12 protein-coding genes are annotated in these 15514 nt (G+C 63.6%); 1 reads left to right on the forward strand and 11 read right to left on the reverse strand.

The window, feature by feature from the left end:
* Window positions 1-47 precede the first annotated feature (47 nt).
* The 6 genes from LOY51_RS24520 to putP form a co-directional block, all read right to left on the reverse strand.
* Complete coding sequence (locus tag LOY51_RS24520) at window positions 48-1451, reverse strand: PIG-L deacetylase family protein (protein WP_258643436.1); 1404 nt, start codon at window positions 1449-1451, stop codon at window positions 48-50.
* On the reverse strand, window positions 1448-2344 hold the full coding sequence (locus LOY51_RS24525; RefSeq protein WP_125860704.1) for an antimicrobial resistance protein Mig-14: 897 nt from the start codon (window positions 2342-2344) through the stop codon (window positions 1448-1450). The genes LOY51_RS24520 and LOY51_RS24525 overlap by 4 nt, the downstream gene beginning before the upstream one ends.
* Window positions 2344-3474, reverse strand: coding sequence for a glycosyltransferase (locus LOY51_RS24530; protein WP_258643438.1), 1131 nt, complete (start codon window positions 3472-3474; stop codon window positions 2344-2346). Before LOY51_RS24530 ends, LOY51_RS24525 begins: the two co-directional genes overlap by 1 nt.
* On the reverse strand, window positions 3458-5215 hold the full coding sequence (locus LOY51_RS24535) for a carbamoyltransferase family protein (RefSeq protein WP_110995804.1): 1758 nt from the start codon (window positions 5213-5215) through the stop codon (window positions 3458-3460). Before LOY51_RS24535 ends, LOY51_RS24530 begins: the two co-directional genes overlap by 17 nt.
* A 239-nt stretch (window positions 5216-5454) precedes the next feature.
* Complete coding sequence (locus LOY51_RS24540; protein WP_125465792.1) at window positions 5455-6291, reverse strand: 23S rRNA (adenine(2030)-N(6))-methyltransferase RlmJ; 837 nt, start codon at window positions 6289-6291, stop codon at window positions 5455-5457.
* Between the two features lie 144 nt (window positions 6292-6435).
* On the reverse strand, window positions 6436-7911 hold the full coding sequence (gene putP, locus LOY51_RS24545) for a sodium/proline symporter PutP (protein WP_125465793.1): 1476 nt from the start codon (window positions 7909-7911) through the stop codon (window positions 6436-6438).
* A 361-nt stretch (window positions 7912-8272) separates the two neighbouring features.
* Between putP and putA the strand changes: the two genes are divergently transcribed.
* The gene (putA, locus tag LOY51_RS24550; protein WP_258643442.1) at window positions 8273-12226 is read left to right on the forward strand and encodes a trifunctional transcriptional regulator/proline dehydrogenase/L-glutamate gamma-semialdehyde dehydrogenase; all 3954 of its coding nucleotides are present in this window, start codon (window positions 8273-8275) and stop codon (window positions 12224-12226) included.
* A 92-nt stretch (window positions 12227-12318) separates the two neighbouring features.
* Here putA and LOY51_RS24555 read toward each other — a convergent pair whose 3' ends face one another.
* The 5 genes from LOY51_RS24555 to LOY51_RS24575 form a co-directional block, all read right to left on the reverse strand.
* Window positions 12319-12903 (reverse strand): hypothetical protein, encoded by a 585-nt coding sequence (locus LOY51_RS24555; RefSeq protein WP_258643444.1) that lies wholly within the window; start codon window positions 12901-12903, stop codon window positions 12319-12321.
* 345 nt (window positions 12904-13248) lie between these two features.
* The gene (locus tag LOY51_RS24560; protein WP_125860713.1) at window positions 13249-13518 is read right to left on the reverse strand and encodes a DUF3077 domain-containing protein; all 270 of its coding nucleotides are present in this window, start codon (window positions 13516-13518) and stop codon (window positions 13249-13251) included.
* A gap of 142 nt (window positions 13519-13660) precedes the next feature.
* A complete protein-coding gene (locus tag LOY51_RS24565; protein WP_110995798.1) occupies window positions 13661-13903 on the reverse strand; it encodes a hypothetical protein in 243 nt (80 codons plus the stop codon).
* A gap of 744 nt (window positions 13904-14647) precedes the next feature.
* On the reverse strand, window positions 14648-14932 hold the full coding sequence (locus tag LOY51_RS24570) for a helix-turn-helix domain-containing protein (RefSeq protein WP_125860715.1): 285 nt from the start codon (window positions 14930-14932) through the stop codon (window positions 14648-14650).
* Window positions 14933-14973: 41 nt separating this feature from the next.
* Complete coding sequence (locus tag LOY51_RS24575; RefSeq protein ID WP_258643446.1) at window positions 14974-15306, reverse strand: type II toxin-antitoxin system RelE/ParE family toxin; 333 nt, start codon at window positions 15304-15306, stop codon at window positions 14974-14976.
* Window positions 15307-15514: the final 208 nt, after the last annotated feature.

Here is a 15514-nt window from a genome sequence, read left to right on the forward strand (position 1 = left end):
TGCGTTCCTCGGGCGCTCGGCGCTATCGCGGTCATCATGGGTCAGGCTCACAGGTCGCGGCGCCAGAACAGCTCGTGCCGGCGAACGGCCTTGCGGAAAAATTCGTTCTCGCCATAGGGCGATGGCCGGCGCCCCGCCAGCCAGCGTTGCAGCAGGCGGCGCAAACGGCGTTTGAAAGCGGCCGGGGGCTGCAGGTCGTGCATCATGCCCAGGGCCATGGCTTTGTCACGCTGGGTCGCGGTGTCCAGCACCAGGCTGCAGGGCGCCCAGGCTTCACGGCTCTCCATCTGCGGCGGCAAGGCCACGCCATCACCGCTGTCGCCCATCGGCCAGCGGTCGTTGTCGTGCAGGTGGTTGGCGTAGCACAGCAAGGTTTCCGGCTGCCAGGCCAGGCCTTGCAGCGCTTCATGCACGGCGGCCTGGGCGCAGATATGGTCGGGGTGCGGGTCGAGGGTCGGGTGCGGCATCACCAGCACTTGCGGCCTGGCCAGCTCCAGCAGCGCGCGCAGGTCGGCCAGCAGGTTGTGCCAGGTAGGCGCGCCGTCGGCATCGGCGGGCAGCGGGAACGGGTTGAAGCAGCGGAACGGGCGGGTATCGGCCATGTCCGCTTCACGCGAACCTTGTGGCTGGTCCGGCGCCGCCTGCATTGCGGGCAATTGCAGGCAGAAATAACCCAGCTGCACGCAACGCGCTTCCGGCACACCTGCCCAACGAGGCACGGCGATACTGTCCCAGGCCCGCAGCCGGCCCTTGAGCCGCGCTGCCTCGGCCTTCTGCATACCCATCTGCTGGTAATGCTCGGCTTCGATCTCGCCAGCAGTCAGGGTAACTACCCAGGTTTCCTCGGCCTGGCTGTACAAGCCATAGGCAGCCAGCTCTGCGTCGTCGGCGTGGGGCGCGATCACCATCACCCGCCGCTTGCGCAACTCGATGGCCGGGGTTATCCACAGGCGCGGCGCCCCCTGCAACCGGCAATGGCGCCCGCGCAGGCGCAAGGTGCCCGCCGCCAGCGACTCGGCCAGGCCGGTCAGGTTGAGGTAACGCACGCCGTTGGCGCCACGTTCGAAGGTCTGCACATCACGCCCCGTGCCGCCCAGCAGCTCGACGCGCGGATCGAGGAAGCGCCCAAGCCAGCCGCTGCTGATGCCGACCTCGAGGATCAGCGTCTCATTGCCCTGCAAGGCAGCATCGGTGCGCAGCAGATCACCTTGCAGCGTCGCGCCGGCTTCGCGGGTCTGCTCGCCGAAACGGTAGGCGTAGTCTTCACCGGGGGCATAGAACAGGTGGTCGGCGAACCACGCCTCATGCGCGGCCCATAGCAGCGGCAGCAGCAACAGCGGCAGCCACCACCAACTGAACAGCCCCAGCGCGACCAGCAGCACCAGCCCGGCCAGCAGCCCTAGGCGCTTGTTGCGCCGATGGCGCTTGAGCAGTTGCTGCTTGCGGCTCACGACTGGAACACCGGCACAGGGTTGCACCAACGGTCCTTGTACTCACGGTCGGCACGGCCAAAGGAGAACCGCAGCGCTTTGCCACGGCTGTTGGCATCCTCCCAGGCGGCCTGGGTGTTGAGGAAGCTCAGCACGCTGCCGGGGCTGAACGCCTTGGTCTCAGGGTCGACGCCACCATTGACGTACTCCACGCTGATCCACTGCGGCGCCTCGACGCGGTACACCAGTTGAATGGCGATGGGGGCGTCGTTGAGGAACAGCACCGAACCGACCAGCAGCTCGCGCAGGCGCTCGACCACCTCGGCCATGTGCGCCGCACCGGTGGCCGGGAAGCCCCAGCGGCGCTGGAACAGGTCGCAGTACATGGCGGCGATCTGCGCCGAGGTGAAGTCAGCGATCGGCCGCACTTGCCCACCCGCCTCTTCCAGCAGGCGCAGCTCGCGGCGCTGGTTGTAGCGGAACTTCTTCGACAGATCCTCATGCGCGCGGGCCATGGCCAACTGCTCGGGCTGCGCCTTCAGGCCGCTGAAGCGGCCCTGGTTGAGCTCCGACAGGTAGCGCCCGGCATGGCGCAGCGGCGCGGCCGCATCGGCGGCGGCCGGCAGGATGATCTCGGCATTGCCCAGGTCGAACAGGCCCTTCTTGCCATGGCGCTTGAGCACGTCCTTGGACAGCGCCAGGTGACGCCCCCACACCGGCAAGGCGGCCTTGATTTCACCACCCTGTGGATAACCGAGGTAACGCACCGGGATCTGCGCCAGGTCGGCCAGCTGCTCGATCACCCGCGGATGGGTGGCGACACTGCCGCCAAAACGCTGCCAGGCCTCGTTGTAAGCAGCCGCATCGATGACCTGCCAGCCGCGCTCGCGCCAGCCCTGGATAAAGTTGAGCATCAGGCCTCCGCAACCAGTGCACGGACTTGCGGCAGTTGCCAGAAGGTTTCGCGTACCGCCCGATCACTGAACCGCTCACCCAGGCGCTGCAGCATGTGCTGCGCACAGGCAGCCTGCTGCTGCGGGTCCAGCCCGGCCAGGTGCTTCAGGCCCTGGGCCAGCTGCGCGGTATCACCCAGCGGGAACAATACGCCAACACCTTCGACCACCTCGCGCGCACCGCCGCAGGCCGTGGCCAGCAGCGGTACGCCGGCGACCATGGCTTCGAGCAGGACCATGCCGAACGGCTCATGGTCGGAACTCAACGCGAAGACATCGAACGCCTTGAAATAACGACGGGCATCCGGCACCTGGCCGAGGAAGTCGACCTGCGCGGCAATCCCCAACTCGGCGGCCAGCGCCTTGAGGTTCGACTCCAGGCGGCCCTTGCCCAGGATCGCCAGGCGCGCTCCGGCCGGCAGCCCCGGCAGTGCCTCGGCAAAGCCGCGCAGCAGGGTGGCCTGGTCCTTGTCCGGGTGCAGGCGGCCGACATTGCCGACCACCCAGGCCTGCTCGTCGAGCCCCAGGGCCCGGCGCGCCTCGGTGCGCGGCACCAGGCTGGCCTGCAGCGCCTCGACATCGATGCGGTTGTAGAGGGTCTGGATACGCTCGGCGGGCCACTGCGCCAGGCAGCGGCGCATGTCGTCGCGCACGGCATCCGATACACCGAGCAGGCTCAGGCGCCGGCGGAACAGGTTGGCGAACAGCCGCCGGCCCTTGCGCTGGTAGTCGCCAAAGGCATGGTGCACACCGATCACCGGCAAACCGGTGCCTAGCAACGCCACGTAGATCGGCTTGAAGCGGTGGGCGATGCAGAACTTGAAGTCGCGCTGCGCGGCGATCTTGCGCAGCGCAGCGATGGCGCCCAGCTTCAGGCCGCGCACGGCCTTGGAGCTGAACTCCAGGAACAGCACCTCGTCCGAGGCGCAGCCCGCCGCTACTTTCGCGTTGGCTGCCCCGGTGAGGAACACGGTGGTGACCTTGTAGCCGCTGCCCTGGAACAGGCTGGCGTATTGACGGGCGCAATCGAGGAACGGCCCGTCATAGCCATGGCAGAACTGCAGGATCCGCGGTTCAGAGCGGCTGGTCATAAGGCGCCGCGCCGTCCTTGACCACCAGGATGTCTTCCATGATCAGGTACTGCAGGTCCGAGCCGAAGAACATGTTCAGGGCATCGGTCGGCGAGCAGATCATCGGTTCGCCACGGCGGTTGAGCGAGGTGTTCAGCGACACGCCGTTGCCGGTGAGGTTTTCCAGCGCCTTCATCATGTCGTAGTAGCGCGGGTTGTACTCGCGCTTGAGCACCTGGGCACGGGAGGTACCGTCCTCGTGGACCACTTCCGGCACGCGGGTCTTCCACTCTTCAGCCACTTCGAAGGTGAAGGTCATGAACGGCGCCGGGTGGTCGATCTTGATCATCTGCGGCGCGACGGTGTCGAGCATCGACGGGCAGAAAGGCCTCCAGCGCTCGCGGAACTTGATCTGGTGGTTGATGCGGTCGGCCACGCCCGGCACGCTCGGGCAACCGATGATCGAACGACCACCCAGGGCACGCGGGCCGAACTCCATGCGGCCCTGGAACCAGGCCACCGGGTTGCCGTCGACCATGATCTTGGCGATCTGCTCGGGCATGTTCTCGAGCTTGCGCCAGACAGGCTTGCTCGGGTGGCGGGCGCAGGCGGCGATCACGTCTTCATTGGAGTACGCAGGGCCGAGGTAGACGTGTTCCATCTTCTCGACCGGCACGCCACGGGCGTGGGACACATAGGCCGCCGCACCGACAGCGGTACCGGCGTCGCCGGAGGCCGGCTGCACGAACAGCTCCTTGACGTCCGGGCGGGCGATGATTTTCTGGTTCAGCTTGACGTTCAGCGCGCAGCCACCGGCGAAGGCCAGCTTGCCGGTTTCTTTCAGCGTGTCGCCCAGGTAGTGGTCGATCATCTGCAGGGCCAGCTTCTCGAACAGCGCCTGCATGCTCGCCGCGTAGTGGATGTACGGCTCGTCGGCGATGTCGCCTTCGCGTTTCGGGCCCAGCCACTCGATCAGCTTGGGCGAGAAGTAGAAGCCCTTGCCCTTCTCTTTATAGCGGCGCAGGCCGATGACGTTGGCGTACTCGGTGTTGATCACCAGTTCGCCGTTTTCAAAGCTGGCCAGGCGCGAGAAGTCGTACTTGCTGGCGTCGCCGTACGGCGCCATGCCCATGACCTTGAACTCGCCGTCGAGCATCTCGAAACCGAGGAACTCGGTGATCGCGCCATACAGGCCACCCAGCGAATCCGGGTCGAAGAACTCCTTGATCTTGTGGATCTTGCCGTTCTCGCCATAACCGAAGAAGGTGGTGGCGTACTCGCCCTTGCCGTCGATCCCGAGGATCGCGGTCTTCTCCTTGAAGCCCGAGCAGTGGTAGGCACTGGAAGCGTGGGCCAGGTGGTGCTCGACCGGCTCGATCTTGATCTTCTTCGGGTCGAAGCCCAGTTGCTCCAGGCACCAGACGATCTTCTTGCGGTAGCGCTTGTAGCGGCGGTTACCCATCAGCAGCGCGTCGAGGGCGCGGTCCGGGGCGTACCAGTAGCGCTTGGCGTAGTGCCAGCGGGCCTTGCCGAACAGGCTGATCGGGGCGAAGGGAATGGCCACTACATCAACGTCCGACGGCTTGATGCCGGCCTGTTCCAGGCAGAACTTCGCCGACTCGTAGGGCATGCGGTTCTTCGCATGCTTGTCACGCACGAAGCGCTCTTCTTCGGCGGCGGCAATCAGCTTGCCGTCGATGTACAGGGCCGCGGAAGGGTCATGGCTAAGGGCGCCGGACAGGCCAAGAATCGTCAGTGCCAAGGGGTTAGCCTCTCAAATCGGTAGAAGTGCGCCACCGGCCACGCAGGCGGGCGACGGCTAAAGGGGCGGGATTATAACGCAAAGATCAGGGACACACCGCCCCCTTGTAGGAGCGGCCTTGTGTCGCGAAAGGGCTGCGCAGCAGCCCCGGCAATTTCAGCGGCGCATATGAAATCTGGGGCCGCTACGCGCCCCGTTCGCGACACAAGGCCGCTCCTACGGAGGGGCGCAACACCATGTTACTCGGCGATCAACCAGTCCATGCGGTAGCTGCCTGCGGTCTGCGCCAGCTCTTTGGCCAGCCACGGCAGCAGCTCCTTGAGCTCGTCCTCCAGCCCCCACGGCGGGTTGGCGATGGCCAGGCCCGAGCCGTTCAGGCCCTGCGGGCTGTCCTGGTGATGTACGTACAGCTCCACCCGCAGCAGCTTGGGCGCGCCGGTGCTGGTCAGGTCCTGGTAGAAGCGGGTCAGCGAGCGCTGGTCCTTGATCGGGTACCAGATCGCCGCGACGGTCTGGCGCATGCGGCCGATCGCCTCTTTCATCGCCACGGTGCAGCGCTTGAGCTCGTCGGCCTGCTCGAATGGCGGGTCGATCAGCATGATCGCGCGTTTTTCCTGCACGGGCAGCAGGGCCCGCGGGATGTGCCAGCCTTCGCCCAGGTGCACGGTGACGCGCGGGTCCTTCTTCATGTTCTCTTTGAGCAGCACGCCGTCTTCAGGGTGCTTTTCGTTGAGCTGCGCACGGTCCTGCTCGCGCATCAGGCGACGGGCCAGCTCCGGCGAGCCTGGGTAGTAGCGCAGCTCGCCGTTCTTGTTCAGGCGCTTGATGACGCCCAGGTAGTCGGCGGTGACGGCCGGCAGGTCATCGCGATTCCACAAACGGGCGACGCCTTCGAGGTACTCACCGGTACGGCTCGCCTGATCGCCCTGCAGGTCGTACAGACCAAGGCCGGCGTGGGTGTCGATATAGGCGAACGGCTGCTCCTTGCGCGACATCAGGGCGATGAGGCGGGTGAGCACGATGTGCTTGAGGACGTCGGCATGGTTGCCGGCGTGGAAGGCGTGACGATAGTTCATGAGGACTCCTGCGGGGACGCCAAGTTTACCTTGCCTTGACGGCCGCAAAAAGCATCGCGGGGCAAGCCCGCTCCCACGCCACTTGTAGAGGCTGCGTGGGAGCGGGCTTGCCCCGCGATAGGGACAACGCCGATTCAGCAGGTATTACTTGTCGGCGTGATACTGCGCATCAGCGGTTTCAAAGCGCGAAACCATGCTGTTCGACGGGCTGCCCAGCTTGCTCACCAGGACGATGGCGATGGTGGCGAACAGGAAGCCCGGAATGATCTCGTACAGATCGGTACCCAGCTGCTTCCACAGGATCACGGTCAGCGCACCGACCACGATGCCCGCCAGCGCACCATTGCGGGTCATGCCTTTCCACAGTACCGACAGCAGCACCACCGGACCGAAGGCGGCACCGAAGCCAGCCCAGGCGTAGGCCACCAGGCCCAGCACACGGTTCTCAGGGTTGGCAGCCATGGCGATGGCGATCAGTGCAACGGCCAGCACCATCAGGCGGCCGACCCACACCAGCTCCTGCTGCGAAGCGTTCTTGCGCAGGAAGCTCTTGTAGAAGTCTTCGGTCAGGGCGCTGGAGCACACCAGCAGCTGGCAGCTCAGGGTACTCATCACCGCCGCCAGGATGGCCGACAGCAGCACACCGGCGATCCATGGGTTGAACAGGATCTTGGCCAGCTCGATGAACACGCGCTCACGGTTCTCGGTGACCGGGCCGGCGAGGTCCGGGTGCGCCGAGAAGTAGGCGATGCCGAAGAAGCCCACGGCACAGGTGCCGGCCAGGCACAGGATCATCCAGGTCATGGAGATGCGGCGGGCGTTGGCGATCGACTTCACCGAATCGGCGGCCATGAAGCGCGCCAGGATGTGTGGCTGGCCGAAGTAACCCAGGCCCCAGCCCATCAGCGAGATGATGCCGATGAAGGTAGCGCCCTTGAACATGTCGAAGTGCGCCGGGTCCACCGCCTCGATGGCGAGGAAGGTGGTATCGAAGCCACCGGTGGAGATCAGCACGATGATCGGCGTGAGGATCAGCGCGAAGATCATCAGCGAGGCCTGCACGGTGTCGGTCCAGCTCACCGCCAGGAAGCCACCGACGAAGGTGTAGGCGATGGTGGCCGCGGCACCGGCCCACAGGGCGGTTTCGTAGGACATGCCGAAGGTGCTTTCGAACAGGCGGGCGCCGGCGACGATGCCCGAGGCGCAATAGATGGTGAAGAACACCAGGATCACGATGGCGGAGATGATCCGCAGCACGCCACTCTGGTCTTCGAAGCGGCTCGAGAAGTAATCCGGCAGGGTCAGCGCATCACCGTTGTGCTCGGTCTGCACCCGCAGACGGCCGGCGACGAACAGCCAGTTGAGGTAGGCGCCGACGGTCAGGCCGATGGCGATCCAGGCTTCGGAGAGGCCGGCGAAGTAGATGGCGCCCGGCAGGCCCATCAGCAACCAGCCGCTCATATCGGAAGCGCCGGCGGAAAGCGCGGTTACCACGCTACCAAGGCTGCGGCCACCGAGGATGTAGTCGGAAAGGTTCTTGGTGGAGCGATAGGCGGCGAAGCCGATCAGCACCATTGCCGCGATGTACACCACGAAGGTGATGGTAAGAGGATTGCCCATGAGTTGTGCCCTGGCGTTGTTTTTATCTCCAGCGACCGCCGTGCATGACGACGGTTGCACCCAGGCGGCGCATCCTATGCAACAACATGAACGAGGTGCAACCACTTTTCATTTGCAAGTTGCACCCAATCCTGCATTTTCGGACAAAACCGTGTTTTTGCTCCATTTCGGAGCAAACACAACGTTTTCCATAACAAAAAACACCGAAAAAGACCTTTTCCGCTGTACGGAAACGTCCTTCAGACGAGTTGCACCTTTGCCCCGAAAATTTCGGGTTGCACCCGGTTGCACCCGAATTGTCCTACAGGCTAATCTTGCCTCCAGCTTAGGTCACACCCGTGGCCAATAACGAGGATAAGAAATGGCGACGACCACCCTTGGGGTCAAACTTGACGACCCGACCCGTGAGCGACTCAAGGCAGCTGCGCAGTCCATCGACCGCACGCCGCACTGGTTGATCAAGCAAGCGATCTTCAACTATCTCGAGAAGCTCGAGGGTGGCGCCACCCTGAACGACCTCAACGGCCACGCCGTCAACCTTGGCGACGAGGCCGGCGAAGCGCCGACCGACCACGCCCACCAGTGCTTCCTGGAGTTCGCCGAAAGCATCCTGCCGCAATCGGTGCTGCGCTCGGCGATCACCGCCGCCTACCGCCGCCCTGAGCCGGAAGTAGTGCCGATGCTGCTGGAGCAGGCGCGCCTGCCGGCCGCCCAGGCCGAAGCCACCAACAAGCTGGCCGCCAGCCTGGCCGACAAGCTACGCAACCAGAAGAGCGCTGGCGGGCGTGCCGGCATCGTCCAGGGCCTACTGCAGGAGTTCTCACTGTCCTCGCAGGAAGGCGTGGCACTGATGTGCCTGGCCGAAGCCCTGCTGCGCATCCCCGACAAAGGCACCCGCGACGCGCTGATCCGCGACAAGATCAGCACCGGCAACTGGCAACCGCACCTGGGCAACAGCCCGTCGCTGTTCGTCAACGCCGCCACCTGGGGCCTGCTGTTGACCGGCAAGCTGGTCAGCACCCACAACGAATCCGGCCTGACCTCCTCGCTCACCCGCATCATCGGCAAGAGCGGCGAGCCGATGATCCGCAAGGGCGTCGACATGGCCATGCGCCTGATGGGCGAGCAGTTCGTCACCGGCGAAACCATCGCCGAGGCACTGGCCAACGCCAGCAAGTTCGAAGCCAAGGGCTTCCGCTACAGCTATGACATGCTCGGCGAAGCCGCGCTGACCGAGCACGACGCACAGAAATACCTGGCCTCCTACGAGCAGGCGATCCATTCGATCGGCAAAGCGTCCCATGGCCGTGGCATCTATGAAGGCCCGGGCATCTCGATCAAGCTGTCGGCCCTGCACCCGCGCTACAGCCGCGCCCAGTACGAGCGCGTGATGAACGAGCTGTACCCGCGCCTGCTGTCGCTGACCCTGCTGGCCAAGCAGTACGACATCGGCCTGAACATCGACGCCGAAGAGGCCGACCGCCTGGAGCTGTCGCTGGACCTGCTCGAGCGCCTGTGCTTCGAGCCGTCGCTGGCCGGCTGGAACGGCATCGGCTTCGTTATCCAGGCCTACCAGAAGCGCTGCCCGTATGTGATCGACTACGTCATCGACCTGGCCAAGCGCAGCCGCCACCGCCTGATGATCCGCCTGGTAAAAGGCGCGTACTGGGACAGCGAGATCAAGCGCGCCCAGGTCGAAGGCCTGGAAGGCTACCCGGTCTACACCCGCAAGGTGTACACCGACGTTTCCTACGTCGCCTGCGCCCGCAAGCTGCTGGCCGTGCCGGAAGCCATCTACCCGCAGTTCGCCACCCACAACGCCCACACCCTGTCGGCCATCTACACCATCGCCGGGCAGAACTACTACCCGGGCCAGTACGAGTTCCAGTGCCTGCACGGCATGGGCGAGCCACTGTACGAGCAGGTTGTAGGCAAGGTCTCCGAAGGCAAGCTGAACCGTCCGTGCCGCGTGTATGCACCGGTCGGCACCCACGAAACCCTGCTGGCCTACCTGGTACGCCGCCTGCTGGAAAACGGCGCCAACACCTCGTTCGTCAACCGCATCGCCGACCACTCGATCTCGATCCAGGAACTGGTCGCCGACCCGGTCGCCAGCATCGAGCGCATGGGCACCCAGGAAGGCAGCATCGGCCTGCCGCACCCGCGCATCCCGATGCCGCGTGCGCTCTATGGCAGCGAGCGGGCCAACTCGGCCGGTATCGACATGGCCAACGAACACCGCCTGGCGTCGCTGTCCTGCGCCCTGCTGGCCACCGCCCACAACGACTGGAAAGCCGCCCCGCTGCTGGCCTGCGCCGCCAGCGAGCAAGCCGCCGTGGCGGTGCTCAACCCAGCGGATCACCGCGATGTGGTCGGCCACGTGCAGGAAGCCACCGTTGCCGACGTCGACAACGCCATCCAGTGCGCGCTGAACGCCGCACCGATCTGGCAGGCCACCCCGCCAGCCGAGCGTGCCGCGATCCTGGAACGCGCCGCCGACCTGATGGAAGCCGACATCCAGCCGCTGATGGGCCTGCTGGTGCGCGAAGCTGGCAAGACCTTCGCCAACGCCATCGCCGAAGTGCGCGAAGCCGTGGACTTCCTGCGCTACTACGCGGTGCAGGCACGCAACGACTTGCGCAACGACAACTGCCGCCCGCTGGGCCCGGTGGTGTGCATCAGCCCGTGGAACTTCCCGCTGGCGATTTTCTCCGGCCAGGTGGCCGCAGCACTGGCCGCCGGCAACCCGGTACTGGCCAAGCCCGCCGAACAGACCCCGCTGGTCGCCGCCCAGGCCGTGCGCCTGCTGCTGGAAGCCGGCATCCCCGAAGGCGTGCTGCAACTGCTGCCAGGCCAGGGCGAAACCGTCGGTGCCGGCCTGGTCGGTGACGAACGCGTCAAAGGCGTGATGTTCACCGGTTCCACCGAAGTCGCCCGCCTGCTGCAACGCAACATCGCCGGCCGCCTGGACAACCAGGGCCGCCCGATCCCACTGATCGCCGAAACCGGCGGCCAGAACGCCATGATCGTCGACTCCTCGGCCCTCACCGAGCAGGTGGTGATCGATGTGGTGTCCTCGGCCTTCGACAGCGCCGGTCAGCGTTGCTCGGCCCTGCGCGTGCTGTGCCTGCAGGAAGACTCCGCCGACCGCGTGATCGAGATGCTCAAGGGCGCCATGGCCGAAAGCCGCCTGGGCAACCCCGAGCGCCTGTCCGTGGACATCGGCCCGGTGATCGACGCCGAAGCCAAGGCCGGTATCGAGAAGCACATCCAGGGCATGCGCGACAAAGGCCGCACCGTGTACCAGGTGGCCATCGCCGAAGGTGAAGAGGTCAAGCGCGGCACCTTCGTGATGCCGACCCTGATCGAGCTGGAAAGCTTCGACGAGCTGCAGCGCGAGATCTTCGGCCCGGTGCTGCACGTGGTGCGCTACAACCGCAAGGACCTGGACCAGCTGATCGAGCAGATCAACGCCTCCGGTTACGGCCTGACTCTGGGCGTGCACACCCGCATCGACGAGACCATCGCCAAGGTGGTGGGTAACGTCAATGCCGGCAACATGTACGTCAACCGCAACATCGTCGGTGCCGTGGTCGGCGTGCAGCCATTCGGCGGTGAAGGCCTGTCCGGCACCGGCCCGAAGGCCGGCGGCCCGCTGTACCTGTACCGCCTGCTGTCGACCCGCCCGGCCGACGCCATCGCCCGCCACTTCCAGGCCGACGATGCCCGCAGCCCGGCCGACACCACCCTGCGCGACCAGCAGATCAAGCCGCTGAACACGCTCAAGAGCTGGGCGGCCGGCAGCCAGCTGAGCGACCTGGCCGCGCTGTGCGAGCAGTTCGCCGGACAGTCGCAGAGCGGCATCACCCGCGTATTGCCCGGCCCGACCGGCGAGCGCAACAGCTACAGCGTGCAGCCCCGTGAGCACGTGCTGTGCCTGGCCGACAACGAAGCCGACCTGCTGGCGCAGTTCGCGGCGGTGCTGGCGGTGGGTAGCTCGGCGGTGTTCCAGGACGGCGAGCCGGCCAAGACCGTGCGCGGCCGTCTGCCGAAGGAGCTGCAAGCGAAGATCAAGCTGGTAGCCGACTGGAACAACGACGACGTGGCATTCGACGCGGTGATCCACCACGGCCACTCGGACCAGCTGCGCGGCATCTGCGAGCAGGTGGCCAAGCGTGCTGGTGCGATCGTTGGGGTGCATGGGCTGTCGAGCGGCGATCACCAGATTGCCCTGGAGCGCCTGGTGATCGAGCGGGCGGTGAGTGTGAACACCGCTGCGGCGGGGGGTAACGCCAGCCTGATGACCATCGGTTGATGCTGATGGGGTGAATGAAAAAGGAGAGCTTCGGCTCTCCTTTTTTATGGGCGCTGGACAGGCCTCTTGGCGGGCAACGTCAGCTCTCCCGATTACTGAAACCAGCTGATGACTGCCAGCAGCAAAGTCAGCGAGAGGGACACAGTAATGGACAGGACAACAACCCCCCATAGCAACAAGCCAGGCGTCATCCAGATCCAGTTTGCCCACGACATACGGGAGTTCTGAGCGCCCTGCGGGTCCCCCGCTAGCAGATTGGCAGCCTGCTGGAGCTTGACCTCTACCCATATCAACAGTGCATACGCCCCAATGGCGAACGGTAGAAACCAGAGTGGATCAATGGCATCAACCATTAGCCCTGAGCCGATCTGACATATCATCACGGCCAGATAGAGCAGGAACAATGCAGCAGGAGACCAACGCCGCCCCAGACCAGCGCGAACCAGATCTCGATCGAGCCGCCTGATCAATGGATAGAGATAAAAAATAAGGAAGAATGCCCTGGCCAACGGCCATATTCGATCGCCTGTTGCGCAACGCTGATGGACCCAGTGTCGATGGAAACAAAACCACCAATAAAGACCCAGGCTGAAGAAGCTCATCAAGGCCAGCTTTTTGGGAGAAACCACGAAATACCCAGCCGGGCGCATGTTATGGGCGAATTTTTCATCAGGCATTTGTCTTACTCAGCAAACATTTTCCAAACGCCATTCAATACGCTTCAACTAAAAAGTGCAGCGCGCCCAAGTCTGAGTAACTTGCCAGAGCGGTATTACAGCAAAGTAATAAATACATCCGATCAGCGTAGGAAAACTTCCTTATGCTTGGCTTCCATTGCTTTACTTGGATAAAAGATAAGGAGAGCTCAGGCTCTACTTTTTATTGCAATCTTACTGGCCTCTTCGCGGGTAAATCGCAGCGGCGAACCGCCGCTCCCACAGGCGCAACGCAGACCCTGAGGCAAAAGTGAAACTGTGGGAGCGGGTTTACCCGCGAAGAGGCCTGCACCGGCAACACAAACTTCAGTGCTTCATGCCGAGCTCGGCATCATCCATCAGCGCCTTGGCCAAGGCGCTCAGGTAGTAAGACGCCCAGAGCAACTGCGGCTTCTCCTCCATGATCCCGGTGATAGTCAGGTCACGCACACAGCCCATCAGCTCCGATGCCTGGTCGCGGGCGTGCTGGCAAGGGATGCCGGGTTCGATGCAGAACAGCGGTGCGGTCATGCCCTCGCCTTGGTAGAACTTGGTCTTGCCGACGGTGGTTTTGGGTGTGGTGTCGATTGTCGTCATTGTTTGATCCCCTGAAGTTTTCCGGTGCCTGTGCGGGCCTCATCGCTGGCAAGCCAGCTCCCACAAGGTGAGGCGTGCGTCATATCTGTGGGAGCCGGCTTGCCGGCGATGAGGCCCGCCTGAACAACACAGCGCTCACGGCCTAATGCATCGCCTGCGGCTGCGCCGGCATCTGCACCTGAATCAGTGCCGATTCGAGCAACACCCGCAGCGCTTCGGTCTCGTGCATCGCCGTCATCAACAAGACCGAAACGGGCGACTTGGGCTGCAGCAGCATCGCCTGATGGACCACGGTCACTGCGCACAGGGCGTACTCGGTGGCCTGGATCAGGGTGTCTTCAAGGGAGTGATGGTTGTGGGGTGGATCGGGGACGATCTTCAGCATTTTGGGGTACCTGGAAAGGGCCGCAACACGCCTGCTGTCAAACAAGAAGGTGGCAGCTGTACATGGGTTGACAGACCGGTAGGTATCCCAAGACCCGGCGCACACGAAGTGCCCCACGCACAGCCGCCATAAAAGGCAAGCCATGGGAATAAACCTAGGACGGCCTGTCAAAGCCGGTCACTGTTTTCGCAGCGACCGCCCGAGACTAGTGACCAACCCAGAGCACCGCAATGGCTTGAAAGGGGCAGAAGTATGTTTGGGAAATGGACTACAGGGAATAGGGGAAGTCTCGGGATTTGCGTAGGAAACGCGGCAGAGGTAACCCTTGGATCCAGCGCTTCCAGGTCCATAGCCATGATCGCATGAGGGCGTCCAAGCGCTGGGCGAAAGCCTTGCAGCGCCTACAAGATCGAGCGCCGCCCGCGCGGCGCTTCGCGGGTAAACCCGCTCCCACAGTTTATTTCGGGCCAGTCTTTTCTGTGCCATCACCTGGGTCGCCTTGTTGGTACGACGCGGTTTCAGTGTGGGCGTTGCCGCCGCCCCACATGACTCAAGGCATGCACCAAGGCAGGCGCCGATACTTTCACAGGAATAATTGGCCCGAAACAGATGTAGGAGCGGCCTTGTGCCGCGATGCGCCGCGCGGGCGGCGCTCGATCTCACAGGCGCTGAAGAGCTTTCGGCGAACACCTGGCAGCCCTGACCTAATCAGAAAAAATCCGCGCAACTACAGCGAAGCAAGCATCACGCAGATTTCTTTCTAACCGTGAAGTCAACTTCCAGATCAGCATTCGCCAGAATATTCACCAAAGCATCCAACGAGAACTTATCGATCTTGCCATTGAGCAGATCACTCAAGCGAGGCTGAGTGAGGTGCAGCCGCCGTGCTGCGTCTTTCTGCGGCAGATCCCAAGACTGGACAAGCTTGGTCAGCAGTCTCATCAGTTTCGCCCGAAGCCGCAGGTTTTCGGCCTCTTCGGGTGAGTCGAACAGCGCATCCCATACCGAAGTGGAGCGTTCGTTTGTCATCGCAAATCCCTCTGTGCATCCGTATTTCAAAACAATGCGCTTCAACAGGTACCTAACAACTTGTATCTCGCTTTCGCCAGGTCGATGTCGCGCTTTTCAGTCTTCTCGGTCTTCTTGCGAAACGCATGCAGGACATAGATCGCCTCTGGCCGATTCACCACGTAAAACACGCGAAACGCACCATCCCTACACTTGATTCGGATTTCCCGCGCCCCTGCACCTACGCTGTCCATCGGATTCCAATCGGCGGGCTCTTCACCGTCCTGGATCAGCGCCAACTGATACCCCGCCCGCTGCCTTGCCACTATTGGAAAATCCCGCAGGTCCTGCTTGCTGCTACCCAACCACTCGATTGGCTTCTGCTCATTCTGCATCCTGCACGCTCCTGCCAACGCTCACACCCGGCCTGATCAGCCAAAGGTGCAAGCTCTCCATGAGCGGCAAGGTTAAAATTATATCGGTATCGATATAAGCGCAATTCCATGACAAGGCTTTACGACGGCTGACGCCCACCTGCATACCGCCGGGCGCACGACAGCGGTCAGGGCGATGGCGGCTTCTAAACCCATATCACCCAAACCA

Origin of the sequence: Pseudomonas sichuanensis, assembly GCF_024749065.1 — a bacterium.
GTDB lineage: Bacteria > Pseudomonadota > Gammaproteobacteria > Pseudomonadales > Pseudomonadaceae > Aquipseudomonas > Aquipseudomonas sichuanensis.